Origin of the sequence: Candidatus Methanoperedens nitratireducens, assembly GCF_900196725.1 — an archaeon.
Lineage (GTDB): Archaea > Halobacteriota > Methanosarcinia > Methanosarcinales > Methanoperedenaceae > Methanoperedens > Methanoperedens nitroreducens_A.
Genome location: NZ_FZMP01000178.1, coordinates 36648 through 63572 on the forward strand (window position 1 = coordinate 36648; position 26925 = coordinate 63572).

General features: G+C 45.4%; 34 protein-coding genes and 1 pseudogene. 18 read left to right on the forward strand and 17 right to left on the reverse strand.

From position 1 onward, the window contains the following. Positions 1-115 precede the first annotated feature (115 nt). The 4 genes from dapB to psmA all read right to left on the reverse strand — a co-directional run bounded on the left by dapB (position 116) and on the right by psmA (position 2835). On the reverse strand, positions 116-910 hold the full coding sequence (gene dapB / locus MNV_RS11330; RefSeq protein WP_096206069.1) for a 4-hydroxy-tetrahydrodipicolinate reductase: 795 nt from the start codon (positions 908-910) through the stop codon (positions 116-118). A 7-nt stretch (positions 911-917) separates the two neighbouring features. Beyond that, positions 918-1796: a 4-hydroxy-tetrahydrodipicolinate synthase gene (gene dapA / locus MNV_RS11335; RefSeq protein WP_096206070.1), complete on the reverse strand. Its 879-nt coding sequence runs from the start codon at positions 1794-1796 to the stop codon at positions 918-920. A gap of 6 nt (positions 1797-1802) precedes the next feature. Then, a complete protein-coding gene (locus MNV_RS11340) occupies positions 1803-2003 on the reverse strand; it encodes a 30S ribosomal protein S17e (RefSeq protein ID WP_096206071.1) in 201 nt (66 codons plus the stop codon). A gap of 64 nt (positions 2004-2067) precedes the next feature. Continuing rightward, positions 2068-2835 carry an archaeal proteasome endopeptidase complex subunit alpha gene (gene psmA / locus MNV_RS11345; RefSeq protein ID WP_096206072.1) on the reverse strand — a complete coding sequence of 256 codons (768 nt, stop codon included), beginning with the start codon at positions 2833-2835 and terminating at the stop codon, positions 2068-2070. Positions 2836-2975: 140 nt separating this feature from the next. On the opposite strand from psmA, the gene MNV_RS11350 reads away from it, so the two are divergent. Further along, complete coding sequence (locus tag MNV_RS11350; protein WP_143311751.1) at positions 2976-3734, forward strand: CRISPR-associated protein Cas4; 759 nt, start codon at positions 2976-2978, stop codon at positions 3732-3734. 86 nt (positions 3735-3820) lie between these two features. Here the strand turns inward: MNV_RS11350 and MNV_RS11355 are convergent, their stop codons facing one another. The 7 genes from MNV_RS11355 to MNV_RS11385 all read right to left on the reverse strand — a co-directional run bounded on the left by MNV_RS11355 (position 3821) and on the right by MNV_RS11385 (position 8848). Next, positions 3821-4531: a diphthine--ammonia ligase gene (locus tag MNV_RS11355; RefSeq protein ID WP_096206074.1), complete on the reverse strand. Its 711-nt coding sequence runs from the start codon at positions 4529-4531 to the stop codon at positions 3821-3823. After that, on the reverse strand, positions 4528-4917 hold the full coding sequence (locus MNV_RS11360; protein WP_096206075.1) for a DUF555 domain-containing protein: 390 nt from the start codon (positions 4915-4917) through the stop codon (positions 4528-4530). The genes MNV_RS11355 and MNV_RS11360 overlap by 4 nt, the downstream gene beginning before the upstream one ends. Before the next feature lie 11 nt (positions 4918-4928). Then, complete coding sequence (locus tag MNV_RS11365) at positions 4929-5216, reverse strand: DUF357 domain-containing protein (RefSeq protein ID WP_096206076.1); 288 nt, start codon at positions 5214-5216, stop codon at positions 4929-4931. A 251-nt stretch (positions 5217-5467) separates the two neighbouring features. Next, complete coding sequence (locus MNV_RS11370) at positions 5468-5701, reverse strand: Lrp/AsnC ligand binding domain-containing protein (protein WP_096206077.1); 234 nt, start codon at positions 5699-5701, stop codon at positions 5468-5470. A gap of 61 nt (positions 5702-5762) precedes the next feature. Further along, the gene (gene queC, locus MNV_RS11375; RefSeq protein WP_096206078.1) at positions 5763-6437 is read right to left on the reverse strand and encodes a 7-cyano-7-deazaguanine synthase QueC; all 675 of its coding nucleotides are present in this window, start codon (positions 6435-6437) and stop codon (positions 5763-5765) included. A gap of 165 nt (positions 6438-6602) precedes the next feature. Then, positions 6603-7640: a hypothetical protein gene (locus MNV_RS11380; RefSeq protein ID WP_096206079.1), complete on the reverse strand. Its 1038-nt coding sequence runs from the start codon at positions 7638-7640 to the stop codon at positions 6603-6605. Between the two features lie 32 nt (positions 7641-7672). Then, on the reverse strand, positions 7673-8848 hold the full coding sequence (locus MNV_RS11385; protein WP_096206080.1) for a DUF2341 domain-containing protein: 1176 nt from the start codon (positions 8846-8848) through the stop codon (positions 7673-7675). Positions 8849-9065: 217 nt separating this feature from the next. Here MNV_RS11385 and MNV_RS11390 point away from each other — a divergent pair, with 217 nt between their 5' ends. The 8 genes from MNV_RS11390 to fae all read left to right on the forward strand — a co-directional run bounded on the left by MNV_RS11390 (position 9066) and on the right by fae (position 14245). Beyond that, positions 9066-10043: a patatin-like phospholipase family protein gene (locus MNV_RS11390; RefSeq protein WP_179293952.1), complete on the forward strand. Its 978-nt coding sequence runs from the start codon at positions 9066-9068 to the stop codon at positions 10041-10043. Positions 10044-10110: 67 nt separating this feature from the next. After that, positions 10111-10239: a (Fe-S)-binding protein gene (locus tag MNV_RS20785; RefSeq protein WP_257000038.1), complete on the forward strand. Its 129-nt coding sequence runs from the start codon at positions 10111-10113 to the stop codon at positions 10237-10239. Between the two features lie 68 nt (positions 10240-10307). Further along, positions 10308-10556, forward strand: a complete 249-nt coding sequence (locus MNV_RS20790) for a 4Fe-4S binding protein (RefSeq protein ID WP_257000039.1) — start codon at positions 10308-10310, stop codon at positions 10554-10556. A 9-nt stretch (positions 10557-10565) separates the two neighbouring features. Then, on the forward strand, positions 10566-11777 hold the full coding sequence (locus MNV_RS11400; RefSeq protein WP_096206081.1) for a formylmethanofuran dehydrogenase subunit B: 1212 nt from the start codon (positions 10566-10568) through the stop codon (positions 11775-11777). Next, on the forward strand, positions 11777-12187 hold the full coding sequence (locus MNV_RS11405; RefSeq protein ID WP_257000036.1) for a molybdopterin dinucleotide binding domain-containing protein: 411 nt from the start codon (positions 11777-11779) through the stop codon (positions 12185-12187). Before MNV_RS11400 ends, MNV_RS11405 begins: the two co-directional genes overlap by 1 nt. Before the next feature lie 50 nt (positions 12188-12237). After that, complete coding sequence (locus tag MNV_RS11410; RefSeq protein WP_096206082.1) at positions 12238-13161, forward strand: DNA-3-methyladenine glycosylase family protein; 924 nt, start codon at positions 12238-12240, stop codon at positions 13159-13161. After that, positions 13158-13391, forward strand: a complete 234-nt coding sequence (locus MNV_RS11415; RefSeq protein ID WP_096206083.1) for a DUF488 domain-containing protein — start codon at positions 13158-13160, stop codon at positions 13389-13391. The genes MNV_RS11410 and MNV_RS11415 overlap by 4 nt, the downstream gene beginning before the upstream one ends. A gap of 350 nt (positions 13392-13741) precedes the next feature. After that, on the forward strand, positions 13742-14245 hold the full coding sequence (fae, locus tag MNV_RS11420; RefSeq protein ID WP_218838008.1) for a formaldehyde-activating enzyme: 504 nt from the start codon (positions 13742-13744) through the stop codon (positions 14243-14245). 31 nt (positions 14246-14276) lie between these two features. Here fae and hisF read toward each other — a convergent pair whose 3' ends face one another. Continuing rightward, a complete protein-coding gene (gene hisF, locus MNV_RS11425; RefSeq protein WP_096206084.1) occupies positions 14277-15098 on the reverse strand; it encodes an imidazole glycerol phosphate synthase subunit HisF in 822 nt (273 codons plus the stop codon). Positions 15099-15309: 211 nt separating this feature from the next. Between hisF and purM the strand changes: the two genes are divergently transcribed. The 5 genes from purM (at position 15310) to MNV_RS11450 (ending at position 17813) form a co-directional block, all read left to right on the forward strand. After that, positions 15310-16302, forward strand: a complete 993-nt coding sequence (gene purM, locus MNV_RS11430; protein WP_096206085.1) for a phosphoribosylformylglycinamidine cyclo-ligase — start codon at positions 15310-15312, stop codon at positions 16300-16302. Between the two features lie 97 nt (positions 16303-16399). After that, entirely contained in the window at positions 16400-16645 is a 246-nt protein-coding gene (locus tag MNV_RS11435; protein ID WP_096206086.1) for a hypothetical protein, read from the forward strand. Positions 16646-16698: 53 nt separating this feature from the next. Beyond that, positions 16699-16917, forward strand: coding sequence for a hypothetical protein (locus MNV_RS11440; protein WP_096206087.1), 219 nt, complete (start codon positions 16699-16701; stop codon positions 16915-16917). After that, positions 16917-17216 carry a hypothetical protein gene (locus MNV_RS11445; protein ID WP_096206088.1) on the forward strand — a complete coding sequence of 100 codons (300 nt, stop codon included), beginning with the start codon at positions 16917-16919 and terminating at the stop codon, positions 17214-17216. Before MNV_RS11440 ends, MNV_RS11445 begins: the two co-directional genes overlap by 1 nt. 51 nt (positions 17217-17267) lie before the next feature. Further along, positions 17268-17813 (forward strand): TOBE domain-containing protein, encoded by a 546-nt coding sequence (locus MNV_RS11450; RefSeq protein WP_096206089.1) that lies wholly within the window; start codon positions 17268-17270, stop codon positions 17811-17813. A gap of 96 nt (positions 17814-17909) precedes the next feature. Here the strand turns inward: MNV_RS11450 and MNV_RS11455 are convergent, their stop codons facing one another. From MNV_RS11455 to MNV_RS11465, 4 genes and pseudogenes are all read right to left on the reverse strand, one after another. Next, entirely contained in the window at positions 17910-18404 is a 495-nt protein-coding gene (locus MNV_RS11455) for a hypothetical protein (protein WP_096206090.1), read from the reverse strand. A gap of 30 nt (positions 18405-18434) precedes the next feature. After that, complete coding sequence (locus MNV_RS11460; protein ID WP_096206091.1) at positions 18435-18788, reverse strand: ATP-binding cassette domain-containing protein; 354 nt, start codon at positions 18786-18788, stop codon at positions 18435-18437. Then, a complete protein-coding gene (locus tag MNV_RS19690; RefSeq protein ID WP_179293953.1) occupies positions 18781-18945 on the reverse strand; it encodes a hypothetical protein in 165 nt (54 codons plus the stop codon). Before MNV_RS19690 ends, MNV_RS11460 begins: the two co-directional genes overlap by 8 nt. A gap of 104 nt (positions 18946-19049) precedes the next feature. Further along, a pseudogene (locus MNV_RS11465) lies at positions 19050-19604 on the reverse strand (IS4 family transposase); the annotation flags it as partial. 150 nt (positions 19605-19754) lie between these two features. On the opposite strand from MNV_RS11465, the gene MNV_RS11470 reads away from it, so the two are divergent. From MNV_RS11470 to MNV_RS11485, 4 genes are read left to right on the forward strand one after another with little or no spacing between them, the layout of a single operon-like run. Beyond that, entirely contained in the window at positions 19755-20372 is a 618-nt protein-coding gene (locus MNV_RS11470; protein ID WP_096206093.1) for an ATP-dependent Clp protease proteolytic subunit, read from the forward strand. Further along, complete coding sequence (gene acnA / locus MNV_RS11475; protein WP_096206094.1) at positions 20369-23140, forward strand: aconitate hydratase AcnA; 2772 nt, start codon at positions 20369-20371, stop codon at positions 23138-23140. Before MNV_RS11470 ends, acnA begins: the two co-directional genes overlap by 4 nt. Positions 23141-23145: 5 nt before the next feature. Then, positions 23146-24513, forward strand: coding sequence for an NAD-dependent succinate-semialdehyde dehydrogenase (locus MNV_RS11480; protein WP_096206095.1), 1368 nt, complete (start codon positions 23146-23148; stop codon positions 24511-24513). Position 24514: 1 nt separating this feature from the next. Then, entirely contained in the window at positions 24515-26152 is a 1638-nt protein-coding gene (locus MNV_RS11485; RefSeq protein WP_096206096.1) for an acetolactate synthase large subunit, read from the forward strand. Positions 26153-26213: 61 nt separating this feature from the next. On the opposite strand, the gene MNV_RS11490 is transcribed toward MNV_RS11485, so the two are convergent. Then, the gene (locus tag MNV_RS11490) at positions 26214-26741 is read right to left on the reverse strand and encodes an alpha-hydroxy-acid oxidizing protein (RefSeq protein ID WP_179293954.1); all 528 of its coding nucleotides are present in this window, start codon (positions 26739-26741) and stop codon (positions 26214-26216) included. Positions 26742-26925 lie beyond the last annotated feature (184 nt).

The following is a 26925-nucleotide window of genomic DNA, read 5'->3' on the forward strand; positions in this document are numbered from 1 at the left end:
CTCCGAATCACTGCATAACGAGTGAATGACTTCTCCTCATAATATCACATACCTTTTAACCTTTTCGGAAGGAGAAAATATTTTATCCTGTCTAAAAAAAATGCCGTTACTATGATTATTTGATCCCCAGCACATCCGCCATTTCATATACACCCGGCCGGGCAGAGCATACCCATTCCGCGGCTGTTACTGCGCCCTTCGCGAACGCCTGCCTGCTGTGCGCCTGGTGCTTTATCTCGATCCTTTCCCCGTCGCCCGCGAAAAGGACCGTGTGGTCTCCCACAATGTCGCCTCCCCGGACCGCGTGGATGCCTATCTCCTTTTGCCGCGGGGAAATGCCATGCCTGCCGTACACCATCTCCTTCCCTCCCAGCGTCTTTGAGATAACCTCGGCAGCTTTCAAAGCAGTCCCGCTGGGCGCATCCTTCTTCTGGTTATGATGCGCTTCTATTATCTCTATGTCAAAATCCGAAAGACGCTTTGCAGCCTCAGCCAGCAAGCCCCAGAACACGTTCACGCCTATGGAGAAATTAGGTGCGATGACCGCAGCTACGCCACTGCTCTTTATGGCGTCCTCCATCAGCTTGCGCTGCTCCTGAGTGAAACCCGTAGTCCCGACAACCAGGTTGACCTTATTCCTGGCGCTTGCTGTTACGTTTTTCACAGCAGCCCCGGCTATAGTGAAATCAATAAGCACGTCGGGTTTTGACATCTTCAGGATATTATCTATATCCTTTGCATCCCCGACCGGGACATCCAGTTTGCCCTGCCTCATCACCTCGCCTATATCCTTGCCTGTATTGGTGACATCTATGGCAGTAACGAGCTTCATATCCCCTGATCTCAGTATATTCTCGATAATAAGCATGCCCATCCTGCCGCATGCGCCGGTGACTGCTACTTTTATCATAGGTCGCTCACATTTTTATGAGATGCAGGTCATTCAGGGCGGCTTTCAGCTTCTTTTCGTTCTCCTCGCTCATGGGCGCAAGAGGAAGCCGCAGGTTCCCTGCAGGAAGCCCGATAATCTCGACCGCCTTCTTTACAGGTATGGGATTTGTCTCTAAAAAGACAGCGCGTATCAGGGGAGCAAGTGAAAGGTGCAGTTCCCTTGCCCTGTCCATATCTCCCTTCCGGAATGCCTCTACCATGGAGACCATAAGCTTAGGGGCTACATTAGCCACGACTGAAATTACACCCGCGCCTCCCAGCGAAAGAATGGGTAGTGTGAGACCGTCATCCCCTGAAAGAACAACAAAATCCTCATCTTTTGTAAGTTCAAGTATCCGTGTGATCTGATCAAGGCTGCCGCTTGCTTCTTTTATCCCCACGATGTTGCTAACTTTTGCAAGCTCTGCAACGACCTCGGGCTTCATGTTTATCCCGGTGCGTGAGGGGACGTTGTATAAAATGATAGGTACATCGACGGCGTTCGCAACAGTCTTGAAATGGGCGACCATTCCGCGGTCATTGGGTTTGTTATAGTAGGGCGTTATCAGAAGAACGCCATCTGCACCAGCATCCGCCGCGAAATTCGTAAGCTCAAGCGCTTCTGTCGTGTTATTGGAGCCAGTGCCTGCTATGACAGGAACATTGGAGCATTCGACAGCATACTCAATAACCTTCTCATGCTCCTCTATAGAAAGGGTCGCAGCCTCACCAGTCGTCCCGCAGGGAACGATGCCGGAAACCCCATTCTCTATTAAAAACTCGATATTCTGCGCTAGACCTTCTTTATCTATCTTATTATCCTCTGTGAAAGGGGTAATAAGGGCAGGCAGAACACCTTCGATCATAGAGATCTACTTCTTTCGTATGGCTTTTACTCTCAGCGCACGTACAATATAACCGGCTACACGGTTCCTGATAACCTTGCTCTCGATATTGGTGTATTTAGTGACGTTCTCTTTGTTAGCAGTGAAGTCGGTTGTAAAAGTATCGCCGTGCTCTTCAAGTAACTGGTTTGCCATTGATTTGATATAATTAGGTCTGATATTTCCCATGGTCTATCTCCATTGGCTTCGCATACAACTTTATTACTCATATAGGTTTTGGGGAGAGAATGGTTCACTTTCCTTTCTTTTTCTCCTTCCCCTTGCCCTCCGATGCCTGCATTTTTGTGACCTTATCTACATATGTTTCCACTTCGGACGGAGCAAGAACCCTGAATTTCCTGGTCGAAAACTCAATTACACCTATCTCAATGGTGGCTGCATTGAACAGTCCCTCCGAGATGCCGTGAAGCGCTTCAAGACCGAGAAGTACCGCATCCTCAAGTTTGATATTATCGGCGTACTTCTTTTCAAAGATCTCCATGGTATCATCCCTTCCCGAGCCTATGGCTGTGGCTTTGTACTCCAGAAGAGCGCCGCTGGGGTCTGTCTCGAACAGCCGGGCGCGGCTGTCATCAACCCCTGCTATAAGAAGTGATGTACCGAACGGTCTTACGCCGCCTGACTGGGTATATGCATATTTGAAGTCGCATATTTTCTTGGCTAATTCCTCGATGCCGATAGGTTCATCGTAGGTGATCCTGTTGATCTGCGCCTCTACCCTTGCATGGTCTATGAGGACCCTTGCGTCTGCCACAAGACCTGAAGTAGCTGCACCGATATGGTCATCTATCTGGAATATCTTCTCTATGGACTCAGGTTCAAGGAGTTTAGTTGTGACCCGCTTGTCCACGAGCAGGGCAACCCCGTCGATCGCTCTGATCCCTACCGCGGTCGTCCCTCTCTTTACTGCTTCTCGTGCGTACTCTACCTGGAACAACCGTCCATCAGGGCTGAATACCGTTATCGCCCTGTCATATCCCATCTGGGCTGGCGCTTGCATTATAACATCTCCGTTAGCCTAATAATCTCCACACTATATTGAAACTATCTTTATGTTAAGAGGATTGTCTGGGAATATATCAATTTCTATTCTTGAACAAAAAAGCAATATTTTTAAATGTTTGCTGTATTGTGGCGGCTATGATACGTGTCTCGGAAATTACTACTTATCTCAAATGCCCCAGGATGTGCTACTATACAAATAAAGGGCACAAGCTTTTAACAGATGCTTCACCCGGCTATCCGGAGCGTATTATATTAAAAGAACTGGCTCTGATGTATGGACTTGCTTCTGGTAGAGAAGATATATTATCTATCCTGAATAACGAGCTTGACCGTATTTCAAAGGAGGTCCGTATTATTTACAGGGCAGAACTGGAAGGCGTTGAAGATGATGCTCTTCTGGATGCCGTGTCCGCTGTTCGTACCTCTCTTGAAAACATATGTTCCAACCTTTCTTCAAATGCCGATTATTATGCCAATAGCCAGGTCGATATCGAGCCTCTGCTGCACTCGGAAAAATTCGGACTGAGCGGCAGCCCGGATAAGCTTATAAATATCGATGAGACTCCTGTTCCCTCTATAATAAAAACCGGTGCCATGCCTGAGAACGGCGTATGGCAGGGCGACAGGCTCCAGTTGACCGCTTATGCGATACTGGTCGAAGATAAGTACAACTCAATTGTGGAGCGGGGTTTTGTTGAATACGCGCGCTGGGGTACGGTCAGGGAAGTAACGATAAAGAGGCATGAGCGGCGCAAAGTCCTCCAGCTAAGGGACAGGATCAAGAAAATCCAGGACGGTCTCATGCCTGAAAGACCGCAGGATGCGCCGTGCGAGCGCTGCGGGTTTGCGGGCTTATGTGAGGTCAAGTCAACCCTCGCATCCAGGTTTTTCTGATGACAGGCACAGATTTGTTCTTATGGCGCAACAGCCAATCTCCTGTAACAATCGGTAGCCCTAAAACGTGAATCTATGGCTGTAAATCAAAGACTGGTGGAAGAAGCTGTAGAAATACCAGAATATTTTTGCTTCTCCCCTAACTCCGCCTTTATCACTTTCAAAACCCCGTGATCCCGCATCCACACATTCTCCGTCTTGATCAGGTTAATCCTCTTCTTATAATACGGCGCATCGAGCACAAGCGTTTCATACTCGCCGCCCTCTCCCATAATATGTATCCTGTACTTCCTGTTAAGAGCTTTCAGGTCTTCGATCAATTTCTCGTCAAAGCGCCTGCCGAGCCACAGTTCATCCATGCCTCCAGCCGCCACCTTAACCATCCTGATATCCATACATTTGATCATTTCGCGAAGAAGAGGTTCAGGCTCCTTATGCCACAGCGGCGCATACATCTTAAGTCCAAGCTCATCGCAGATTCGTATCACCCGTGAAGCCTGGTATTGCGATTCGATGGCCCCAACCGCGACGCCATCCACCTTTACGGAACGCAGCGCATTCCTCAGATCGTCAAGTTCCTTTTCTTTCTCTCCCGATGAAGTTTTTGAGGTGAGAGGAATCCCGCACGCCCGGGAGATGAGCTCAGTAAGATGGATATTCGCCGAATGGAACATATAGGAATCCTCACTCTGCGGTTTTATTGTGACAAGATCTGTCACGATATGCCCCTCCTGTAAAGCCCTGTATATCGCGAAAGACGAATCCTTACCACCTGAGATGAGAGCCGCAAGCTTCATTTATGTTTTTCCTTCGGCTTTTCCTGCTTCTTTTTCTCTTTCCCGCCTTCGAATTCCTCAACTTCCACAACATCCAGGGGAGTACTTTTCAATGCCTTGCCGATAGTGGATTTTGCTATCCTTGCGGCGTGCTCCTCACTCTCTGCGTCATACACTTTCATCTCAAGCAGTACGCCGACAAGCGCTGTGCCTGCAGCCATGAACACGCTGTCAAAAGCCTCACCGCATGCCGGGCAGCTTGTAGCACCCACCTCTATCTCCACAAAGTTCAGGTCGGGATTGAGCAGTTTTCCTATCTCGGATATTGCGATGTTCATCGCGTCATCGACGCTGTCCACATCCTTCACAAGCCATGCAGCCTCAAGCGTAACTATGTAATTTGTCATTTGTTCCTCTTTTAAATCGTAAACAGATTCTCATCACTCACTTTGAACACGCCGAGCTTCACGCCCGCATCCAGCCAGGCATGCCCGTAGCTGAAGCACGCAAGCGCATTCACCTTGTCCCCCTGTTCAAGGAAATACTTACCGTCTTCATAATAAGAGTTCGCCATGTTGGAATAATCATCTGCGACTTTTCTCAGGTGGGAATTTTCCTGCGGAGCGACCTCAAAAGCCGACAGTGCTTTACTCAGCAGGTTCTCATATCTTTTAACTTTTTCTTCAAGAACGGCAGGTTTTGTCATTGGTCATATTATTTTAGCGAAGATATGTAAAGATTGTTGTTATAACCATTTCCTGCCGGATTAATAAGTAGAAAAGGTAGAGGAAAATAAGATTATATGGATAGGATAGGAAGTATAAGCGTTATTTATCCTCTACGACTGCCTGTTTTCTTTTAGTATATAATAGTATTTTCCCAAAATTATACCCAAATTGGTTCCGAACTGAAGCGGAATTAACCCAAAAAGTGTAGCAGCAGCTTCTCGCAGGATGTTTAGAATTTCGCCCCCGTCAGCGTTTTTGTCTCGGTTACCCCTTTTATAGTCCTTATTTTATTGACAACGATGTCGCTTAAAGCCTCATAATCAGGCGCCTGGACTTTCGCGATAAGATCATAGTCCCCGAACAGTGGATGCAGCTCCTGTATCTCATCCCACTTAATCATGGTATCAAAAACCTTTTTCTCAGAGCCAGGTGCGACGTTTATTAACACAAAACCAACTGCCATAGTATTCACCCGACTACTAATATATACTGGGGGAATATAATGTTTTCTTGTATAAAGGCTATCAGAGCCTCTCAAGAAGCGGGTCCTCTGTGCCGGCAGCAGCAAAAGCCCTCTTGCGCCGCAGACACGACTCGCATGCACCACACGGTCTCTCCTCTCCTTTATAGCATGACCATGACCACTCAAGAGGCGCTCCTATCTTAAGACCCCGTTTTACTATCTCTGTTTTGCTCATGGAAATAAGAGGGACATAAATTTCAGGGTGAGTCAGAGTGCCGGATTTTAGCATCCCGTTAAAACTTTCAACGAACCCGGACGTATTATCCGGGAACGTTGCCGCCTCTTCGGCATCGAATCCGGTAACTATCAGGTCGTACCTGTAATTCTCAGCAAGCGCTGCTGCAATAGCAAGAAAGACCACATTGCGTGCGGGTACCCAGACCGCCTCTGCCGTTTTCTGTGTAATCTCCCTGTTATCGAGGTCTCTACCTGAAATTTCAGGAAGCTCCTCTCTTCCGGTGAGTGCACCGCGGAATGTCCTGTACCAGGGAAGGTCGATTATTGTATGCTTTACCCCGAACTTTTTGCAGATGGCTTTTGCGAACTCTATCTCTTTTTTCCTGGCACGCTGCCCGTAATCAAAGGTAACGCACATCACTTCATCGCATTTATCGTACGCTTCCTTGAAAGCAACCGTGGAATCAAGACCTGATGAAAGCAAGACGATGGATTTCATAAGCCGAATAATGGTTTAACAGATATTAAAACCTGAGTTTCTGTCTCGTTTTATAATATAATCGCCCCGATCATTTTAGTATAGAAATTTTTTAATTTCAAGCCCGAACTGGAATAACTTCTCCACGAATGCTGCAATAGAAAGAATAAAGGAAATTGAGAATGGTTAGGTAATGAATCCTCTTATTGTTTCAATTAAAGTAACTGTTGGAATTAAAAATGAACTGATGAAAGTTGCTATCGCCGAGAGATCGTATCTTTTAGGACTTATTTGCTTTATTCTAATTTTCTCTTTTTCAAGCGTATCTAAGATAAATGATAGCTTTTCAAGCTCGTCTTTATTAAATTTATTATTAGCAATAATATTAATTAATTTATTATATGTTTTCTTATATTCTCCATTGATTTTGCCTAGTTCAAATTCTATACCCTTATTTATCAAGTTTCTAATTGTTTTTTGAGTTATTATGAAAAAAATAACTCCTAGAAAAAGTATACTAATTAGGAAAACCGTCTCATACGAGATAACAGCTATAGGAGAAATATAGGAAATTATAGCTAATGTTATGGTAATAAAATAGTTGCTTACAACAATTATAACAAAATTTCGCAGTGGTCTAAGTCCGCCCATCTCGTCGGTATGAAAAATATCAATGTTGATTAAAGGATTGCTATTAAGTTCATTTATGATGACAATTAAGTTGATGATTATTCCAACAATAATTGCTAACAAGAAGAGCATCAAATACCCAAACATATGATTAATTATATCAAGTATAATTGTCCACTTGCTAAACGGCCAAATTAATGAAAAATAAGGTGGGGGAGATTCGATAGTAATCCTCCATCTCCAATATCTGATAATTTCTAATAATACAAATGGAATAATTACCAATAATATCGCGAAATAATATATTTTAGATTTCTGGATTTTTTTATCCAAATAATCAAAATAAGTTCTAAAATAATCTTCTTTAAAAATTATATTTAGCTTGATGAATGTTAATTTTATATTAGAGTAAAAATATTTAATTTCTGCAAATTGGTATCCAATAAGGATACTTAATGAAATTGTTACATAAAATATATATAAATTAAGTGGACGAACTTTAGCTGCAACGAATATAAAAATAGTTGCAGATATTATTAAAAAAGAAATTAGATAATTTAAGGATAATCTATTGAAAAGTTTCTCAATCCGCATATTTATCAAAATTAGTTATGAAAATTTTAAAATTATCTATGCCGATTTTTTTTAAAAATAAAATATCCCCAAAGAATTGCTAATATAAATGTTAATGCAAAAAAACCAGGGGCCTGTGTGGGTTTAGAAGTAATAGGAGTTATTAATGTTGGTGCTGGTGTGTTGGCTGTCTCTACTGATATTCCAGTTGGTGTTGTTGCATTGGTTAATATTCCGTCTGATATTACAATTGTTCCGGTTGTAGTGGGTTGAATATTTCTCAAGGTTCTTTGTATTTCTTTCTTCCCCTCATTTTGTTGAAATTTAAAAGTTATTTCCTCGTCATAGTATCCATTTAGATTCAGACTGAGTGAATGCTCTTCTAGATCTCCTATAGGAATGGTTTTTTTGGTTTTACCTTTATATTCCTTATCGATTGATATATTTGCCCCTTGTGGATCCGTAGAAATAATTAAATCGAAATAAGCAGCTAAGGGAGGAACTATTTGTAAAATAGCATAATCCCCAGTGGTATCATTAGATACATCTACCCAAGTGACAATATATTTGCTGGGTTTATAATCTTGGGGATTTTGATCTTCGCTATTGCTTTGGTTCAATATTTTATCATCAATTGTACGGTCATTTAATTGTAACTCTGTCCAAACATTGCCACTATTTGAATCAATTTCTTTTATTAATAATGTGTACCCCCCATCTTCAAAATAAATACTATCTCCTACCCTCCTTATTGTTTCATCGATTTGTGAGTTTGCTTGTAGCTCTTGGGCGGCCGCCATGTTTTCTACATTTACAATATATTTCTCATCACTCATTGAATCAGCTTCAAAATTATGATAATAAACATAAATTTTGTTTTCAGGAGGAACAGAAGGAATTTTTACCCATAACTTAGTAGAATTAGTATTGCAGCCAGATTCTAACCGATAGTTGAATTGTGTAGAACCACTAGAATCAGCAAACCTTATATCTGCGCAATCTGAACGCATTTTTCTAGCTGAAATCAGGTATGCAGTATCCATAGTAACAGGATAATCTGTCAGATTAGAATCTGAGTTGGAGATATCAGAAGTTTTTTGTCTATATAACCACCCGCCGGCAATTGGATTTGATGATATCTGGCCCATTGCCGTTCCTATCAACACCAGTATAGCAGCCATACCTATTACAAGAATGCATGCCATTAAAGGTAATTTTTTACTACCCATGACCCCACCTAATTATTTATGATATTAAGATTGCGTTAACTAATGATAAAAGTAGTGGGTCGTGAACATTTGGTTTTTACACCGATCTGATCCACATGGTTGGTTATAAACGAGTCTTCAGATACGATGAACTATGAGAAGTTCTTCTATCCAAACCCGGGAACAAAATCTTTAAAAATAAAAGTAACATACGTGTTGTAAAGGGGGTCAGTAAATTATGGTGATTAAAGAAACAAATGGAAAAAAGCAAGTTGCTATAGCGTGCCAGGGCGGCGGGAGCCATACAGCTTTCACTGCAGGCGTATTGAAAGGAATTCTTAAAGAACAGGATGGAAAGTATGAAATCGCAGGTCTGAGCGGTACTTCTGGCGGCGCGATCTGCGCCCTGCTTACATGGTACGGTTTGTTAACGAATGATAAGGATAAGGCAATCAAGCTTCTGGATTCTTTCTGGAGAGATATTTCAGCCTGGTCATTTGACGATATGCTATTGAACGAATGGGTTGTATGGATATCCCGGTTGCGTGGTATAACACCTACGCTTGATATAAGCCCATACAATTATCCTCCCGTGGCACAGGAGCGCATGAGGGGCATCCTGAATAAGCTGGTTGATTTTGATAAACTCAAAACACTTATAAATGATTCAAGTCCTGATTTACTTGTTGGGGCTGCTGATGTTCTTTCTGGTGAATTCAAAATCTTTTGGAATCCTGAGATCAATGCTGATGCGATTCTTGCTTCAGCCGCGGTACCGACACTCTTAAGGGCAATTCGCACGGATGGAAAGGTGTACTGGGATGGCTTGTTTTCACAGAATCCTCCTATAAGGAGTTTTATAGAGGATGCGAATATACACGAAAAACCCGATGAGATATGGATAATACATATAAACCCGCAAAAACGGCATTATGAGCCGAAATCAATAAGAGAAATAGAGGACAGGCGCAACGAACTTTCAGGCAACCTTTCGCTATACCAGGAAATAGATTTCATGGAAAACGTTAATAAATGGGTAGATGCTGGATATCTTCCTGGTGACAAATATAAGCACATCAAAGTAAGATGGATCGAAATGCTGTTTAAAGAGGACCTCGATGTTGCATCAAAGCTGGATCGCAACCCACAGTTCATAGATGGATTGATGAAACACGGTGAAGAGCAGGCTGTGAAGTTTTTGAAGCAGCTGGCATAAACTTTATTGCCCCTAATCATAACATTTATCCATTAAAAAATCAATCCCCCACATCATGCCTACAGTGATGGAGCTTTACCAGCTCTTACCGAGAACCAACTGCAAGAAATGCGGTGAATCCACATGCATGGCTTTTGCGGTTGCGTTGCTATCAAGAAAAAAAATATATCAGAATGTACGCCGATCCTTGAAGTGAACTTCAAAAAGCAGAAAGAGAAGCTGGAATCGCTTCTTTTGCCGACCGCAGGAGCAGAGGAAACGGGAATGATCGTCCATCCCGATCTGTGCACAGGCTGCGGCAACTGCGTTGTTGCATGCCCTGTGGACGTTGCCAACGACCCGAAGGGTGCGGCTATCGGATGTGCGCCTACCAGCGATAAAGTGATATTCAGGGTCGTGGACGGGAAAGTCGTGGCTTCAAACATCAAGGAATGCCGCCGCTTCGGGAAGAATCGGGTACTCTGCTATGCCTGCATCGACCCATGCCCGACCGGGGCTATCGAGTTCGTTTAGGAGAACCATATGGTTACCTGCACAGGATGCGCGCTGTTATGCGAAGACATTGATGCCGTCGTAGAGAACAACAGGATAAAAGAGACAAGAAACGCATGCAGACGGGGCTCTGCAAAGTTCAGGGGCTGTAAAAACAGGCTTATATCTTCCGTTAATAAAAAGCAAACCGATATTGATGCAGCCATAAAAAGAGCATCAGAGATCCTGAAAACCGCAAAATCGCCCATGCTCTTCGGGTGGAGCAACTCGACATGCGAGGCTCAAGCAAAAGGTATCCAGGCGGCTAAAAAATTAAACGCCACCATAGACGATACCTCCTCTTTTTGCCAGGGGATACTTATTGAAAAAGTCCTCCAGAAAAAGTTCAGGACATGTTCGCTTGAGGAGATAAGGAACCAGGCTGATGTGCTGGTTTACTGGGGCTCGGACGCGCAGGATTCGGAGCCGCGCCATCTTTCGAGGTTCTCGTACTTTCCCCGCGGAGAAGCCCGCCAGCGCGGATACGAAGAAGACCGCACCGCCATAGCAATAGATGTGCGCGAATCCAATACCGCAAAGATATGCAAAGGACATTTTTACAGGATACCCCTGAAAGGCGACAGGGATTTTATTCTTGCTCTGTCGGATGCGCTCTCCGGGAAAGTGCCCGCTTACGATACAAAAAGGATACTGGAACTTGCGAACATATTGAAAAAGGCTGAGTTCGGGGTGATTTTCGCCGGCATAGGGCTTACCTACTCTATAAAAGATGAGCTTGATATCCTTGTAGCCCTGGCTGACCGGCTTCCGAATTTCCACATACTGCCGATGGTAGGGCATTACAACATGCGCGGTTTTAATGAGATCCTGTTCAAAGAAACCGGTTTCGTGAACCGGGTCAAGTTCGATGGCAAAGCGGTACACGATAACAAATACGCAATTGTGGAAGCGCTGCGGCAGAAAGCTATCGATGCGCTGCTCGTTGTTGGTTCTGACCCGTTATCAAGCCTTCCCCACCCGGTATTGCCCCACCTTGCAGCCATACCCGTGATATGCATCGACCCTTGTGTTACTCTTACCTCGAAAATCGCAACCGTAACTATCCCGGCTGCGGTCTCAGGCGTAGAATCGGGCGGCAGTGCTGTGAGGATGGATGGCAGGGTGATAGAGTTATCAAAGGTCGTTGAAAATAATTATTTGTCCGATACTGAAATCCTGGCAAGGATAATGGAGGGAGCCTGATGGGAATAGATGTAGGGAAGTTCCTTAAAGCTCCGGAATATGATATCAGGATCACCACTTACCGGGATATCTTCCAGGTAGAGGCGCTTGAGCAGGACAGGTTTGGCGAGGAATATAAAAAGCTCTCAGCAGCCGTAATGATGGGTAAAAGCGATATGGAAAAAATGGGGTTCAAGGCAGGGGACAGGGTCAGGTTGACCAACAATAACGGCAGCATCGTGGTTGAGGTCCGCGCAACCAGAAGAGATGAACCCGGCGGCATTGCATTCATGGTGAACAGCCCCTGGTCAAACTTGCTCGTTTCAAGCGACGCCGGGGATAATGGGATACCTGAGTTCAAGAATATAATCGCCCGCATATCATTGACAAAAGAGGAAATCACCCCGCTTGAAAAGCTGATGGGACTTTAACGCATTGCTTTAATAGACTGAAAGTCTAAAACTATTAGTGGGGTTTATCTATGGACAGTCTATCTTTCGATCTCAAGCCGCTGCCGCCCTTTCGCCTTGACCTTACAGTCTGGGCATTGCGCCGCAGGCGGGATAACACCGTGGACAGGTGGGATGGTACGACCTATCGGCGGGTGCTGGTATTGGACGGCAAACCGGTTGAAACGGCTGTTGTACTGCAAGGCAAGCCTGATGAGCCTGAACTCTCTATCACAGCCACCGGTTTGCAGCTTTCATCAGGAACAGGCCCAGCCCTGGCTGCACTCCTGGAGCGTATGCTTGGCATCCGGGTGGACGTGAGCGGGTTTTACCGGCTTGCACAAAATGACACGCAGCTTGAGTATCTTGCCTCGCAGTTTCGCGGGCTCAAGCCGCCCCGCTTCCCCACGTTGTTCGATGCCATAGTAAACGGGATCGCCTGCCAGCAGGTTTCACTCACTCAGGGCATCCGCCTGCTCAACAAGCTGGTAACGGCATGCGGCAAAACTGTTGAGGGGCGGGACTCGATAGCATATGCTTTTCCGCAGCCTGAGGATATAGCGGGACTGGAACCGGAAGCATTTCGAAATTTGGGGTTCAGCCGCCAGAAAGCACGCGCGCTGCTGGAACTGTCTCACAAGGTTATTGATGAACATGTTGATATTGAAGAGATGATAACCCTGACTGATGAAGATGCCCTGAGCCGCCTGTGTGAATTGCGCGGCGTGGGGCGCTGGACCGCCGAGTATGTTCTGCTGCGAGGTATGGGGCGGCTGCACGTCTTTCCTGGGGATGATTCAGGCGCCAGGAACAAGCTGCAAAGCTGGCTTGGCGTGGAAGAAAAGCTGGATTATAAAAGTGTTAAAAGCACCCTTGCCCGCTGGAGCCCCTATGGAGGATTTATCTATTTTCACCTGCTGCTGAACGACCTTGCTCATAAAGGTGAGCTGCCATGACCGGAAGCCTATCTCAAACAGCGTCCCCGGTGATGACAATCGGGCATTCCACGCGAGCACTTGAATTTTTCATCCGTATGCTGAAGGTGCATGAAGTTACAATTATTGTAGATATACGCACCGTCCCGCGCTCAAGGCATAACCCCCAGTTCAACAAAGAGACGCTGCCCGACAAACTTAAAGCTGCCGGCATACACACTTTTATCACACCCATATTAATTAAAATGTGAAACTAAAATTGTAACTGTGCCCAGGTCAGGGTCATAAAGGAGACTGAAGGCTAAAAACAGACCGGATGAGAACATGAAATGTAAACATACAAACACCAACTGCGTGACACGCATAATCAACCAGGCATGCGAAGAGCTACGGGCATGCGAATATGGCGTATCATGCAACTACGAAAATAAACGTTCATTGAGTACGTAAAATCGAGTACGTAAAACTGCCATAGAATCAATCCGTAGAAGCAGGCGTGCAGAGGTGATAGTATCTCTTCACACCTGCATTTTTAACTTAACTTTTTTTCAAAAGCTAACTAATATATACAATCAGTGCTCAGGAGAATCTAGGTGGTCAAATGGCACACATAGTAAAAAGCATGGTCGGCGAGGCGCTTGTTGGCGATGGAGCCGAGATAGCCCACATTGACCTGGTAATAGGCACAAAAGGAACCGCTGTTGAAACAGCTTTTATGAATTCGCTTGCAATGCCGAGGGAAGGACACACACCTCTCCTGGCAGTGCTTGAGCCGAACCTGCAGCCAAAGCCTTCAACACTGATAGTGAACAAGGTCAGTATTAAAAATGCAGACCAGGCGTTGCTTATGTTCGGCCCGGGGCAGGCATCTGTCGCAAAGGCCGTAATGGATTGCGTCGAGGAAGGAACGATAAATAAGGACGATGCCGAAGACCTGCTGATAATAGTCTCGGTATTCATACACTGGGAGGCAAAAGACAAGCAAAAGATATATGATTACAACTACGAGGCTACAAAGCTTGCTATCGAGAGAGCGATGAAGAGAGAGCCATCCGTAGATGAGGCACTTGCCCGGAAGGAGAAAGCCAAACATCCGTTCGCCTGAACACAGCAGGCTTGATTATTTTTTAAAATATTTATAACCTGACCGCTACGCCTTTTTTCCCCAGATATTCCTTAGCTTCTTCTATCGTGTACTCCCCGAAATGGAAAATGCTCGCCGCAAGCGCAGCATCAGCCCTGCCTTCGGTGAACGCCTCATACATGTGCCCTATATTCCCGGCGCCGCCTGAGGCTATGATGGGGATGTCCAGCAGCTCTGAAAGCGTCCTGGTCACAGGAAGGTCGTAGCCGTCCTTTGTGCCGTCTTTATCCATGCTGGTAAGAAGTATCTCGCCTGAGCCCAGTTCCTCCACTTTTTGCGCCCACTGCACCGTGTCTATGCCGGTAGGAGTCCTGCCACCGTAGATAACAACCTCGTACCAGGCTTCAGTCCCGTCCTCAAGCTCGATAATGGTCTTATCCTTATTATTCTTGATATCGGGATTGCGTTTGCAGTCGATGGCTGTAACGATACACTGGGAACCGAATATCTCCGAGGATTCCTTTACAAACGCGGGATTTTTCACAGCTGCCGTGTTAATAGAAACCTTATCTGCGCCTGCCCGCAGGATATTCCTTATGGCTTCCGTGCTGCTTATCCCGCCCCCGACCGTGAGAGGTATAAATACCTCGTCTGCCGTTCTCTCGATCACGTCTATCATCGTTCCCCTGCGCTCGTGCGATGCCGTAATATCCAGGAAAACAAGCTCATCCGCCCCCTGCTCATTGTACATCTTCGCAAGCTGCACAGGGTCGCCCGCTTCTTTTAAGTTCACGAACTCGATACCTTTGACAACGCAGCCTCCTTTTTTATCAAGCGTCACGTCAAGGCACGGGATGATACGTTTGGTGAGCATCGCCCTCCAGTAGTTATTATGAAATGAAATAGTTTTGGGAAAAGTACAAATCCTGAGGTTTTTAAACCGATAACTATATTTACTATTATCATAATAATGATGATAGTGAGCAGGCGATAATATTTCTTTTAGACGTCACTCCCACCTCCTATCCATGCCTGCTCTATCCTAATCATAAAGTCTTTATCTGTTCGTCCTCATTAAGTGGCGCATGGCTCTAACGTATGCAAAATCCGGGGTTGACATCGAGAAGGAGAACAAGGCTATCGCTGCTCTTGCGCGGCAGCTTACTTATAAGCGCAGCGGCATGGGCGCGCCGCTGACAGATGTGGGCCATTACGCAGGTCTTATCGATTTTGGCGAGTACGCACTCGCTCTTACCACCGACGGCGTTGGTTCAAAAGTGCTGATAGCGAACGAGATGAAGAGGTGGAACACTGTCGGTATTGATTGCATAGCCATGAACGTGAACGACCTGCTGGCAATGGGCGTAGAGCCTCTTGCGTTCGTGGATTACATCGCAATAAGCGAACCCAGCGATGAGATCATGAGGCAGATAGGGGAAGGGCTGGCAAAAGGAGCCGAGATGTCCAGGATAACAATAGTGGGCGGCGAAACCGCCTCTCTCCCGGATATCATCCGGGGCTTTGACCTTGCAGGCACATGCCTCGGCATGGTAAAAAAAGACCGTATAATCACAGGCGAGCGTATTGAAATTGGCGACGCTATCGTGGGACTTCCTTCAGCAGGCGTGCACAGCAATGGATATTCCCTTGTGCGCAGGATAATAAAAAGCGCCGGGTACCGGTACGGTAATCCGTTCCCCTGCAATACTGATACCACCATCGGGGATGAACTGCTCATCCCCACAAGGATCTATATGGAAATACTGGATGCAGCGAGCCGCTTCGATCTCCACGGTCTTGCGCATATAACTGGCAGCGGGCTTATGAAGCTTCACCGCATCACAAAGTACGGGTTCAATATTACCGACCCGCTGGAACCGCAGCCCGTTTTCAGGTTCCTGCAGGAAGAAGGGGGTGTGGAAGACCTTGAGATGTACAAGACCTTTAACATGGGCATGGGTTTTGTTGTCGTGCTGCCCCGGGGAGAAGCCATGGAAGCAGCAAAAATGCTTGGAGGGAAGATAGTGGGAGAAATCATAGATAAGGGTATCTATGTCAGAGACCTGGAAATAAAATAAGCAGGCGTAAAATGGGGTGGCAAACGCCTCTCTATATAGTTGAGAAAAACTTAAGTACACATATAACATATATTTGATGGGAGGAAGAGGTTATATTATGCAAGAAGTTGAAGTAGCAGAGACATTAAAGACGTTGAGTGCAAGGATAGATGAGCTGTCTAATGCGCTTATTGAGAAGAAAGAAAATATATCAAGCGGGATTTCAGATGCGCTTACCGAGAAGAAAACCAGGGCTATAAAGACGATCCAGGGGAAGCCTTTCACTTACCTGGGTGGGGCATTTGTCGGGGGTCTGGCTCTTGGTTTTCTTATGTCGAGAAGGGGCAAGAGTAAGACAAGATAAGATCCTGTCTATATTCCTGATTGGTTATTTTTCAAAGGGAGGAACGGTTTAGTATGGATGAAGTGGACGTAGCAGAGTCACTAAAGACCCTGAGTGCCAGGATAGATGAGCTATCCGATGCACTCCTTGGGAAGCAGGGGAGCATATCCAAAGCATTTATCGAAGGAAAAACCAGAGCTGAAGAAAGTATAAAGGAAAAACCTTTCACCTGCCTGAGCGGGGCTTTCATCGGGGGTCTTATCCTTGGTTACCTGGTATCGAGGAAGAGTTAGTGTCAGGCGTATTGGAATCTCTTGGTGAGACTTCAAAATTAATCATTCAATGGATTTCCCAGGAAACAGAAAAGGTTGTAATCAGTGCAATCGGTACTGGTGTAGCAGAGGGCTTACATAAATTCAGTGAGAAACTGTATTATATAACAATTGCGGCAGCATTAATTGCGACCGGGTTCTTCCTGACTCTCTGGGGTATTTCAACCGTTATCGATACGTACTTTGGCATGAAAGGCTTTGGATATGTGCTGATAGGCATACTGGCGTCGGTAACCGGGGCGCTTGTGTATAAGAAATGATACTCACCGCTACCTTAAGTGTTATATATTGATTTTTACATTTTATTTACGATGGAACGAACGCTGGCTAAAACAAAGCTATGGCTGGTAAACAACAGAGATAAGCCGATAATAGGTGAAGGTAAGGCTGCTCTTCTGGAAAGTATCAGGGATGAAGGGTCGCTGAACAAAGCATGTAAGAAAGTAAAAATCTCATACAAGCATGCGTGGCTGCTTTTAAAAGAGATAGAAGAAAGCGTGGGAGAACCTGTTATAATAAAAAAACGGGGTGGAAAAGCCCAGGGCACGTTCCTGACCGAAAAGGCAATAAGCTTACTTGATGCATATAATACATATCAAAGCATACTTGCGCAAACCATTTATGATGCTACATTCTGGGAGGTGATCGGGTTGAAAATTTCTGCAAGGAACCAGATTAAGGGTAAGGTAATCGAGGTCGAGAAAGAGGGTCTTATCGCAAAGGTTAAGATATCCATAGAGCCGACCACGATAACTGCCGTCATCACAAAAGAGGCTGCCGATGCCCTGGATATCAAAAAAGACGATAAAGTGGTGGCTGTGGTAAAGGCAACTGAAGTAATGATAGGGAAAGAATGATTACAGCCATCTCTGAGTTTATTATCTAATCAAAGTATAATTTTCAGTCTGTAGTAAGTTGTCTTCTTTTTTAAACTTCAAGGACGTATCTGGTACCTATTTTCTCTTTATCCTTACCCCGTTCTTCAGCCACTCCTGCTCCCGGATATACTGTGCAAACATGCGCTGGAATGACATGAACTCTTCAACTTTATCAGGATACATCACACGTTTGCAACCCACAGCATAGCTTAAGGCAGCATACCCGAGAATACGCTCAATTCCAATAGGATGCCACACCCTGTTGATACATTCAATAGTCAGCACGGGATCGCACATGTGGTCGCCATTCAGGTCATAATACAGCCCTATTCTCATGTACCTGTCAAGCTTCCTAATAAATAACACCAAGCCTCCATCAGGTTCATAATAGTGCCCGACTGATGCATAGCTGTCCGCATTATTAATAACCAGGCGGCTTGGCATTCTGAGCCTGAGATCGTACTTATAGTGCCCGAACATGTCAAGACGGTGCCTGGTAAGTAGCTCTTCGATCACATCCTGGAGTTCGAGTTTAGCCTTCGCTATCTCGTTTCCGGGTTTCCTTCTCATAATTCTGTATCGTTTTATAATTCTACAGTATCATGCAGATGCCTCAATCAGTTTCAGGAAAACTCTCTGCAAATCCATTCTCTCTTCCTCGAACATGGATATGGTTCCACCCATGGATTTTACTGCCGCGGCTATTCCAAGGCGTGCGTCCGGATCAGTCAGTAACGAGATATGACCGTTTACTGGTTCGACAGAACGCACGCCTTTTACTCCCTTCAACCCCTCTATAACCCTCTGTACCGGCAAGTCCTGGACTTCAAGTACATATCTTGCTCCTTCTTTTTCTCGTACCTTATTCCTGAGTTCTTCTACAGTACCTACAGCCAGCAGCTTACCGCGAGCAATTACGCCTATCCTGTCGCATATCTCCTCAACCTCAGCCATGCTGTGACTGCTCAGAAACACGGTTAAGACCCACTAATTCTAATAAGTCAACGATACGCTTCTCTCTTGTCTTTTCATCGATATCATAGAGTTTGGCATAGAACCTGAGATTCTGCCTTGCAGTGAGATTATCGTAATAGCCAGCAGGCTCAGGCAAAACACCTGTTGCTTCCCTTATCTTAATGACTTCTCATTGGTCATCGGTTAAGCCCACCAATCATCCCTGAATCGATATCTGTTGACATGAGGATCAAGTGCCTGACTCGAATAAACATTCATAACGGTCTCGATATCCCATCTTGCCCCATAGAGTTTCGCAACATCTTCAGCCTCCAAAACATCTTTTGAAATATTAGTGAGATAAACATGGTACTTTTCCTCATCTTCATTGAAAACCGCTACCAATCGGAACTGTTCAGTATCCAATCTTTCCTTGCCATTGTATTTTCGTCTCTTGAAAGAGACCTCAACTTCAACATCGAGTACCTGTCGTTTTAACTTTGGTAGAATTTCACTGATATATTTTCCTTTCACATCGATACTGTTACCCCGGCAAGTATTATGCACATCCACAATGAGAGGATCAGCGTTTCCCTTCAACCTGGACACAAAGTAGCAGCCGTTCTCTTTGATCCTTGCAAAAAGCTGATGTTTATAAAAACCAAGATCGATAAGAAGAATTCTATCTTTTATCCATGGACCTATTCGCAACGTCTTCAATTCATTTGTACTTTCAGCATGGATACTGATGCTTTTTGGGCTATTTGCTACCGCACTTACCAATAAGCTTACTTTAACGCCTGCTGCTACAGTTCTCTCTCATAGCGATAATTTTATCCAATATTAAACGTAATGTATTCTTGACATACATCGCTGAAATCCTTCTATATAAGGATTCCTAAAGTGGAAGTGGGATCAGGTCAGTTTGATGTAGCATGATTTGAACAAAAAAGGAGGATAAAAAAAATGGCAATTCCAAAAATGCTTTATGTATCAGAGCAAACTCCACATGGTCCGCATACGCTGGATATTTATTCCCGCCTGCTGGATGATCAGATAGTATTTCTCACAGGTGAAATCAATGAAGATACTGCAGAAAGTATCATCGCACAACTTCTTTATTTAGAAGCAAAAGACTTCGAAGGTGATATCCGTTTATATATAGACAGCCCCGGAGGACTGGTCACTGCTGGCCTTGCTATCTACGACGCAATGCAATGCACCAAATGCGGTATCGAAACCATCTGTATCGGGCAGGCTGCCTCTATGGCTGCGGTTTTACTGGCAGCGGGAGCCAAGGGAAAAAGGATGGCATTTCCTAATGCACGGGTGATGATACACCAGCCACTTGGTGGAGCACAGGGACAGGCATCGGATATCGCTATTCAGGCAAAAGAGATGGCAAGGATTAAAAAGCATCTTAACGAAATCTTGGTCCATCACACAGGGCAGCCCATTGAGGTCATTGAGAAAGATACGGACAGGGATTTCTTCCTGACAGCAGAGGAAGCGATGGAATATGGGCTAATAGATGATGTAATGAGGGCTGGTGAAGGAGTAATTAAAGCGAACAAAGGGATATGAACGCAGACATGAATCCATTTGGGTCTAAAGATGTTATCGATACAGGCAAGGGTCGCGTGAATATCTATCGCATTAGCAGACTTGAGGAGATAGGCTTAGGAAACATCTCTCATTTTCCGTACTCCATCAAGATATTACTTGAAGCTCTCCTTCGACATGTGGATGGATTGCTTGTAACGGAGGAAGATGTCGAATCATTAGCTAGGTGGAATCCAAAAAAGATGCCAGAGCGCGAGATACCTTTTATTCCTGCAAGGGTGCTTCTGCAGGATTTCACAGGAGTTCCCGCAGTGGTTGACCTGGCTGCCATGAGGTCGGCTGTTGAAAGGCTGGGAGGCGACCCGGCAAAGATTAATCCCGTTATACCCGCAGACCTTGTTATTGACCATTCCATCCAAGTGGATTATTACGGCACCTCATACGCCAGAGCTTATAATGAGAAAAAGGAATTTGAACGGAACCACGAGAGGTATACTGTTCTTAGATGGGGTCAAAATGCTTTTGATAATTTTCGCATTATTCCACCGGGCAGAGGAATAGTCCATCAGGTAAATCTTGAATATCTCGCGTCGGTAGTTCAGGTCAAAAAAGTGAACGGCGAGCCTGTCGCCTTTCCGGATACCCTTGTCGGGATGGACTCTCATACCACAATGATAAATAGCCTGGGAGTGCTGGGATGGGGTGTTGGAGGGATAGAAGCAGAAGCTGTCATGCTCGGCCAGCCCTATCACATGCCGGTTCCTAAAGTTGTAGGATTCAGGCTTTACGGTGATTTGAAGGAGGGAGTAACAGCCACAGATCTTGTTCTCACCATTACCCAGATCTTAAGGAAACATAACGTTGTGGGTAAATTCGTTGAATTCTATGGGCAGGGTTTGAACACATTAAGCCTGCCCGACCGGGCGACCATATCCAACATGGCTCCTGAATACGGAGCAACTGTGGGATTCTTTCCCATCGACGAGGAAACATTGAATTATCTCCTGATGACAGGAAGGAAAAGGGAGCACGTTAATCTGGTTAAGTTATATGCAATGGAGCAGGGTCTCTTCCGCACAGATGAAAGTCCAGAACCCCTGTTCAGCGAGACTCTGGAACTTGACATGAGCAACGTTGAACCAAGCCTCGCAGGGCCGAGACGACCCCAGGATCGTATACCTCTTGATGAAATGGAAGCAAGTTTCCACAAAGCCATGGAGGAGACGTTTCTGCGGAAAAAAACTGAAGTGGAAGCTGATCATGAATTTCACCGCTGGCTTGGAGAGGGCGGAAGCTTCAGGGTCGAGCATAAACATATCGGCGGGGAACAGCCCAGCGCAAAATATGAGATGAAAGTCCCGGTAAAAAGCGGTTCGATAGTAATTGCAGCCATAACCTCATGCACCAACACTTCAAACCCCTCTGTGATTATCGGAGCAGGTCTCCTGGCAAAGAATGCAGTCGAGCGCGGACTCAAGGTCAAGCCTTATGTTAAAACTAGCCTTGCTCCAGGTTCGCGTGTTGTGAGTGAATACCTTGCGAACTCGGGACTCATGCCCTATCTTGAGGCTCTGGGATTCCACCTTGTGGGATACGGATGCACGACATGCATAGGCAATAGCGGTCCGATCCCGGAGAACGTTGCCAGGGCGGTGAAAGAGAATAACCTTATAGTCGCTTCGGTATTAAGTGGAAACCGCAATTTTGAGGGCAGGATTAACCCGCTCGTCAAAGCAAATTACCTTGCCTCGCCTCCATTAGTGGTAGCATACGCCATATCTGGTACAGTGGATATTGATCTTAAAACGGAACCTGTCGGATACGATCCGAATGGAAAACCGGTATATCTAAAAGATATCTGGCCTGATCAAGAGGAAATCCGGCAGGTTATAAAAAATATAATCAAACCAATGTTGTTTGAAAAACAGTATTCAGAGATATCAGACGGCACAGAGCTATGGGAGAACCTCAAAGTCCCTTCTGGCAAACTCTATGAATGGGACAACGAATCGACCTATATCCAGGAACCTCCCTTCTTCAGGGATTTCCCGGTAAAGCTTCCTGAAAAGGGTGATTTGATGGGTCTCAGGGTACTTGCATACCTGGGAGACAGCATCACGACGGATCACATTTCCCCGGCGGGGGAATTTTCTCAAGACGCTCTTGCGGGACAGTATCTGATATCCTGTGGAGTGGCACCGGAAGATTTCAATTCCTTCGGATCAAGAAGAGGAAATCATGATGTCATGATGCGGGGAACATTTGCAAACATAAATCTCAGGAACAGACTTGTTCCTGATAAAGAAGGAGGATGGACTCTATATTTACCCACCAGAGAAAAAATGACAATTTACGATGCAGCGATGCTTTACAAAAAGAACGGCATCCCTCTTGCTATCATAGCAGGGAAAGAATACGGCACAGGCAGTTCCCGCGATTGGGCTGCCAAGGGCACATGTCTTCTTGGGGTCAGAGCAGTAATAGCTGAATCGTTTGAGCGCATCCACAGGAGCAACCTCGTGGGAATGGGCGTTCTGCCGCTGCAGTTCATGAAAGGGGAGAGCGCAGATACGCTGGGCATTAATGGGGATGAGGTACTGGATATCCTTGGTATAAGTAACATAGAGCCTGGGGGAGAACTGCGCGTGGTTGCAAGAGATGAAAATGGAAAAGAAAAGACATTTAACGTCATGGCAAGACTGGACTCGCTGATTGAGGTGGAATTTTATAGAAATGGCGGCATACTGCATACATTCCTCAGAAATATATTAAGTAATAAAAGGAGTTGAAAACCATGAAAAAGATGATCTCTATTAACTCCGCTACGGGGGAGATAAATAGGGAATTTGAACTTTATTCACAAGAAAGGATAAACGAAGCGATTAGAAAGTCCAGGACTGCCTTTTCAGAATGGAAGAATCTGGATATCTCTGACAGGGCAGAATATCTTACGAATGCTGCGAAGGTGTTGCGAAGACGGAAGAAGGAACTTGGTGAAATTATCACATTGGAAATGGGTAAACCTGTAAAAGAGTCCATACCCGAGGTTGAAAAATGCGCATGGGCTCTTGAGTACTTCGCGGAGAATGCTGAGCGATTTTTGGAACCTGAGATCGTGGAAACAGATGCCAGGAAGTCGTACGTTTCATTTGAACCGCGTGGAGCGATACTCTGCATCATGCCCTGGAACTTTCCATTCTGGCAGGCTTTGCGTTTCGCTTCCCCGGCTTTATCTGGCGGGAACGTTGTATTGCTCAAACATTCAAGCTACGTCCCCTTATGCGCATTGGAACTTGAAAAGGTTTTTTTAGAGGCAGGTTTTCCCGAAGGGGTCTTCCAGACGCTACTGATAGATGGATCAACTGCATCAGCACTTATAAAGAGAAAGGAGATAGATGCAGTATCCTTAACAGGCAGCGTTTCTGCAGGACAGAAGGTGGCAGAGGTCTGTGGGCAGAACATGAAAAAGTTTGTCCTCGAACTTGGTGGAAGTGATCCTTTCATCGTACTTGCAGATGCTGATATAGAAAAGGCTGCAAAGATTGGAGTTGCCAGCAGGTTTCTCGATGCTGGTCAGAGCTGTATCGCTGCGAAACGTTTCATCGTCGAAGAAAGTATAGCAGAGGTGTTTACCTCAAAATTTGTTGAGTATGCTTCTAACCTCAAAGTAGGGGACCCGATGGACCCGGATACTGATATAGGCCCACTTGTAAGGGAGGAGCAGATAGAACTCCTTGAAGAACAGGTGAAGGATGCTTTATCCAGAGGAGCAAGAGTTCTACTTGAAGGAGGAAGACTTCAAAGGAGAGGGTTCTTCTATTCTCCTGTCGTACTTTCCGATGTCACATGGGAAATGAAGGTGTTAAAGGAAGAGACGTTCGGTCCTGTGGCGCCTGTAGTTCCAGTAAAAGATGAGTCTGAAGCGATAAAAGTAGCCAATGACTCCGAGCTTGGGCTCGGGGCGAGTATATGGAGCAAGGACAGGGACAAGGCACTTCGTCTTGCAAAAGAGATTGAAGCAGGCGTTGTGGTTGTAAATTCGCTTGTTAAGTCCGACCCTCGCCTGCCTTTCGGAGGAGTAAAGAAGAGCGGCATTGGAAGAGAGCTCTCAAAATTCGGGCTCTACGAATTCATGAATATCAAATCCATATCGGTGTACTGAAATGAAAGGTAGCGACCTCTTTGTAAGATGCCTTGAGAATGAGGGTGTGGAGTACATATTTGGCGTCCCTGGAGAGGAGGTCCTTGATTTATTGGATTCCCTTTCAAGGTCAAAGATAAAATTTATTGTTACAAGGCACGAGCATGGAGCAGCCTTTATGGCTGATGTCTATGGGAGGGTTACGCACACTCCGGGTGTTTGCCTTTCTACGCTCGGTCCAGGGGCGACGAACCTTATTACAGGCGTGGCAGATGCGTATCTTGACAAGGCGCCCCTGGTAGCGATAACAGGGCAGGCAGACCAGGAAAAAACTCACAAGGAAGCACATCAATACATCGACATCGTGGGTTCTTTCAAGTACATCACAAACTGGAACACGATCATCAAACGTGCTGACTTTATACCTGAGATCGTAAGGAAGGCATTTGATATAGCCGCTGACGCGCCTGGAGCGGTGCATATAGAGCTTCCAGAGGATGTGGCAGAGGAAGAGACAGGTAAAGTACCTCTTCAGAGAAAAGGTAAAGGCCATATCAGTTCGCCGGGAGAAGATGAATTGAATAGAGTGGCTGCTTTTCTAAAAAATGCTTCAATGCCCATAATACTGGCAGGCAATGGAATTCTAAGGGAGGAAGCTTTCCCGGAGCTTAAAGAGTTCGTAGACAGAACAGGTATACCGGTTGCCACAACTTTCATGGGGAAAGGGGCGATACCTGCGGACAGCCACCTCTACTTAGGCTCTGTGGGCATTCAGGAAAAGGATTATATCATCTGCGGCATTGACGTTGCAGACCTTGTGATATGTATTGGATTTGATCCGGTAGAGTACAGCCCGCGATTCTGGAATCCAGAGGCTTCAAAAAATATAATCCACATCCATTCTAACCATCCAGTAGTGGATTCCAGCTACTTGCCCGAGTTCATTCTAATCGGAAGCATCAAGGAAACACTGAAGCATTTAGTAACTTATTGCGACTTTAAAAAAGAAATACCAGAATACTTCAGAAAGCTTAAGGGAATAATCGAAGGCGAACTTGAATCCTTCGGGGATGACATGAGTTTTCCGATGAAGCCCCAGAAGATATTATATGATATAAGGAAGTGTCTTTCCAGAGGTGACATCCTTATCAGCGACGTAGGCGCGCACAAGCTCTGGATAGGAAGGCTCTTTCCGGCTTACGAACCTAACACGGTTATAATCTCCAATGGCTTAGCTTCCATGGGTTTTGCTTTACCGGGCGCCATTGCGGCAAACCTTGTTCTCCCAGAGAAGAAAGTGATTGCTGCAGTGGGCGACGGCGGTTTTATGATGAATCTCCAGGAGCTTGAAACCGCCAGGAGGCTTGGCTGCAGCTTTGCCGTGGTTATCTTTAACGACTCAAAATACGGGTCTATAGACTGGAAGGCAAGAATAAAATTCAATAGGAGCTTTGGGGTTGAATTTTCCAACCCTGACTTTGTCAAACTTGCGGAAAGTTTTGGAGCAAAAGGGGTCAGGATAGATAGGGCGGAGGAGTTTGCCCCTCTGCTAAAAAAGGCACTTGAAGATGGAGGAATATGGGTTTTTGATGTTGAGGTTGATTACTCTGAGAATATGAAGCTTTCTCAGAAGTTGAAGGGGGATGTATGTAAGTTTTAGGCGTATTCCCGTTCCCCCACTGGCACGTACTTACATCCTTCTTTGAGTGCATATACAAATGCTAACTTCCCTTGATAAGAATAGTCTCATTAATATCTTTGAGGGTATTGCAGGAAGTCATAATCATTGCGATTTTAAAATCTGTTTTCAAATATTCCAAAATTCTCTTGACTCCTTCTACCCCGCTAGAAACTGCCTCTCTTGCCAGCGGTCTTCCCACCAGGACAAAATCAGCTCCAAGAGCAAACATTTTGACAGCATCAAACCCTGTTCTTACTCCCCCGTCTGCCGTGATCACAACCCTTTTACCTTTTTTAGTTCCTCTCACGGCTTTCACAATTTCAGGGAGAACATCCGCAACCCCTGGAGTTGAGTCTAGAACCCTGCCGCCGTGATTGGAAATTCCTATCACATCAGCCCCGGCTTCGACCGCAGCAAGTGCATCCTCCTCGCACATGATACCTTTGACAATAAAAGGAAGCGCGGTTGATTTTTTGAGTTCCTTCAGTTCATCGATCGTTTTCCTGAAAACAGGTTTTCCGGAAAGTGCGAAGTTTACAGAACCTGCGCCGTCGATATCCACGCCCACAGCAACTGCTTTTTCTTTCTCGGATTGCTTTATCAGCTCTAAAAGGACTTCCTGCGACTGCGGCTTGAAAATGTTTACCCCGTGCCCTTTGACTCTTTTTCATTTTAACACACCCATTGTTATACACTATTTCTTTAATCCATATACATTTCTGTAGGTGGTTACCAATTCATAGGTTCTCGAT

Coding starts and splice junctions, on each gene's coding strand:
- dapB (WP_096206069.1), bottom strand. CDS start 910: ATGATAAAAGTAGCAGTCACCGGCGCATGCGGCAGGATGGGCATGCTT.
- dapA (WP_096206070.1), bottom strand. CDS start 1,796: ATGATCGAAGGTGTTCTGCCTGCCCTTATTACCCCTTTCACAGAGGAT.
- MNV_RS11340 (WP_096206071.1), bottom strand. CDS start 2,003: ATGGGAAATATCAGACCTAATTATATCAAATCAATGGCAAACCAGTTA.
- psmA (WP_096206072.1), bottom strand. CDS start 2,835: ATGCAAGCGCCAGCCCAGATGGGATATGACAGGGCGATAACGGTATTC.
- MNV_RS11350 (WP_143311751.1), top strand. CDS start 2,976: ATGATACGTGTCTCGGAAATTACTACTTATCTCAAATGCCCCAGGATG.
- MNV_RS11355 (WP_096206074.1), bottom strand. CDS start 4,531: ATGAAGCTTGCGGCTCTCATCTCAGGTGGTAAGGATTCGTCTTTCGCG.
- MNV_RS11360 (WP_096206075.1), bottom strand. CDS start 4,917: ATGACAAATTACATAGTTACGCTTGAGGCTGCATGGCTTGTGAAGGAT.
- MNV_RS11365 (WP_096206076.1), bottom strand. CDS start 5,216: ATGACAAAACCTGCCGTTCTTGAAGAAAAAGTTAAAAGATATGAGAAC.
- MNV_RS11370 (WP_096206077.1), bottom strand. CDS start 5,701: ATGGCAGTTGGTTTTGTGTTAATAAACGTCGCACCTGGCTCTGAGAAA.
- queC (WP_096206078.1), bottom strand. CDS start 6,437: ATGAAATCCATCGTCTTGCTTTCATCAGGTCTTGATTCCACGGTTGCT.
- MNV_RS11380 (WP_096206079.1), bottom strand. CDS start 7,640: ATGCGGATTGAGAAACTTTTCAATAGATTATCCTTAAATTATCTAATT.
- MNV_RS11385 (WP_096206080.1), bottom strand. CDS start 8,848: ATGGGTAGTAAAAAATTACCTTTAATGGCATGCATTCTTGTAATAGGT.
- MNV_RS11390 (WP_179293952.1), top strand. CDS start 9,066: ATGGTGATTAAAGAAACAAATGGAAAAAAGCAAGTTGCTATAGCGTGC.
- MNV_RS20785 (WP_257000038.1), top strand. CDS start 10,111: ATGGAGCTTTACCAGCTCTTACCGAGAACCAACTGCAAGAAATGCGGT.
- MNV_RS20790 (WP_257000039.1), top strand. CDS start 10,308: ATGATCGTCCATCCCGATCTGTGCACAGGCTGCGGCAACTGCGTTGTT.
- MNV_RS11400 (WP_096206081.1), top strand. CDS start 10,566: ATGGTTACCTGCACAGGATGCGCGCTGTTATGCGAAGACATTGATGCC.
- MNV_RS11405 (WP_257000036.1), top strand. CDS start 11,777: ATGGGAATAGATGTAGGGAAGTTCCTTAAAGCTCCGGAATATGATATC.
- MNV_RS11410 (WP_096206082.1), top strand. CDS start 12,238: ATGGACAGTCTATCTTTCGATCTCAAGCCGCTGCCGCCCTTTCGCCTT.
- MNV_RS11415 (WP_096206083.1), top strand. CDS start 13,158: ATGACCGGAAGCCTATCTCAAACAGCGTCCCCGGTGATGACAATCGGG.
- fae (WP_218838008.1), top strand. CDS start 13,742: ATGGCACACATAGTAAAAAGCATGGTCGGCGAGGCGCTTGTTGGCGAT.
- hisF (WP_096206084.1), bottom strand. CDS start 15,098: ATGCTCACCAAACGTATCATCCCGTGCCTTGACGTGACGCTTGATAAA.
- purM (WP_096206085.1), top strand. CDS start 15,310: ATGGCTCTAACGTATGCAAAATCCGGGGTTGACATCGAGAAGGAGAAC.
- MNV_RS11435 (WP_096206086.1), top strand. CDS start 16,400: ATGCAAGAAGTTGAAGTAGCAGAGACATTAAAGACGTTGAGTGCAAGG.
- MNV_RS11440 (WP_096206087.1), top strand. CDS start 16,699: ATGGATGAAGTGGACGTAGCAGAGTCACTAAAGACCCTGAGTGCCAGG.
- MNV_RS11450 (WP_096206089.1), top strand. CDS start 17,268: ATGGAACGAACGCTGGCTAAAACAAAGCTATGGCTGGTAAACAACAGA.
- MNV_RS11455 (WP_096206090.1), bottom strand. CDS start 18,404: ATGAGAAGGAAACCCGGAAACGAGATAGCGAAGGCTAAACTCGAACTC.
- MNV_RS11460 (WP_096206091.1), bottom strand. CDS start 18,788: ATGGCTGAGGTTGAGGAGATATGCGACAGGATAGGCGTAATTGCTCGC.
- MNV_RS11470 (WP_096206093.1), top strand. CDS start 19,755: ATGGCAATTCCAAAAATGCTTTATGTATCAGAGCAAACTCCACATGGT.
- acnA (WP_096206094.1), top strand. CDS start 20,369: ATGAACGCAGACATGAATCCATTTGGGTCTAAAGATGTTATCGATACA.
- MNV_RS11480 (WP_096206095.1), top strand. CDS start 23,146: ATGAAAAAGATGATCTCTATTAACTCCGCTACGGGGGAGATAAATAGG.
- MNV_RS11485 (WP_096206096.1), top strand. CDS start 24,515: ATGAAAGGTAGCGACCTCTTTGTAAGATGCCTTGAGAATGAGGGTGTG.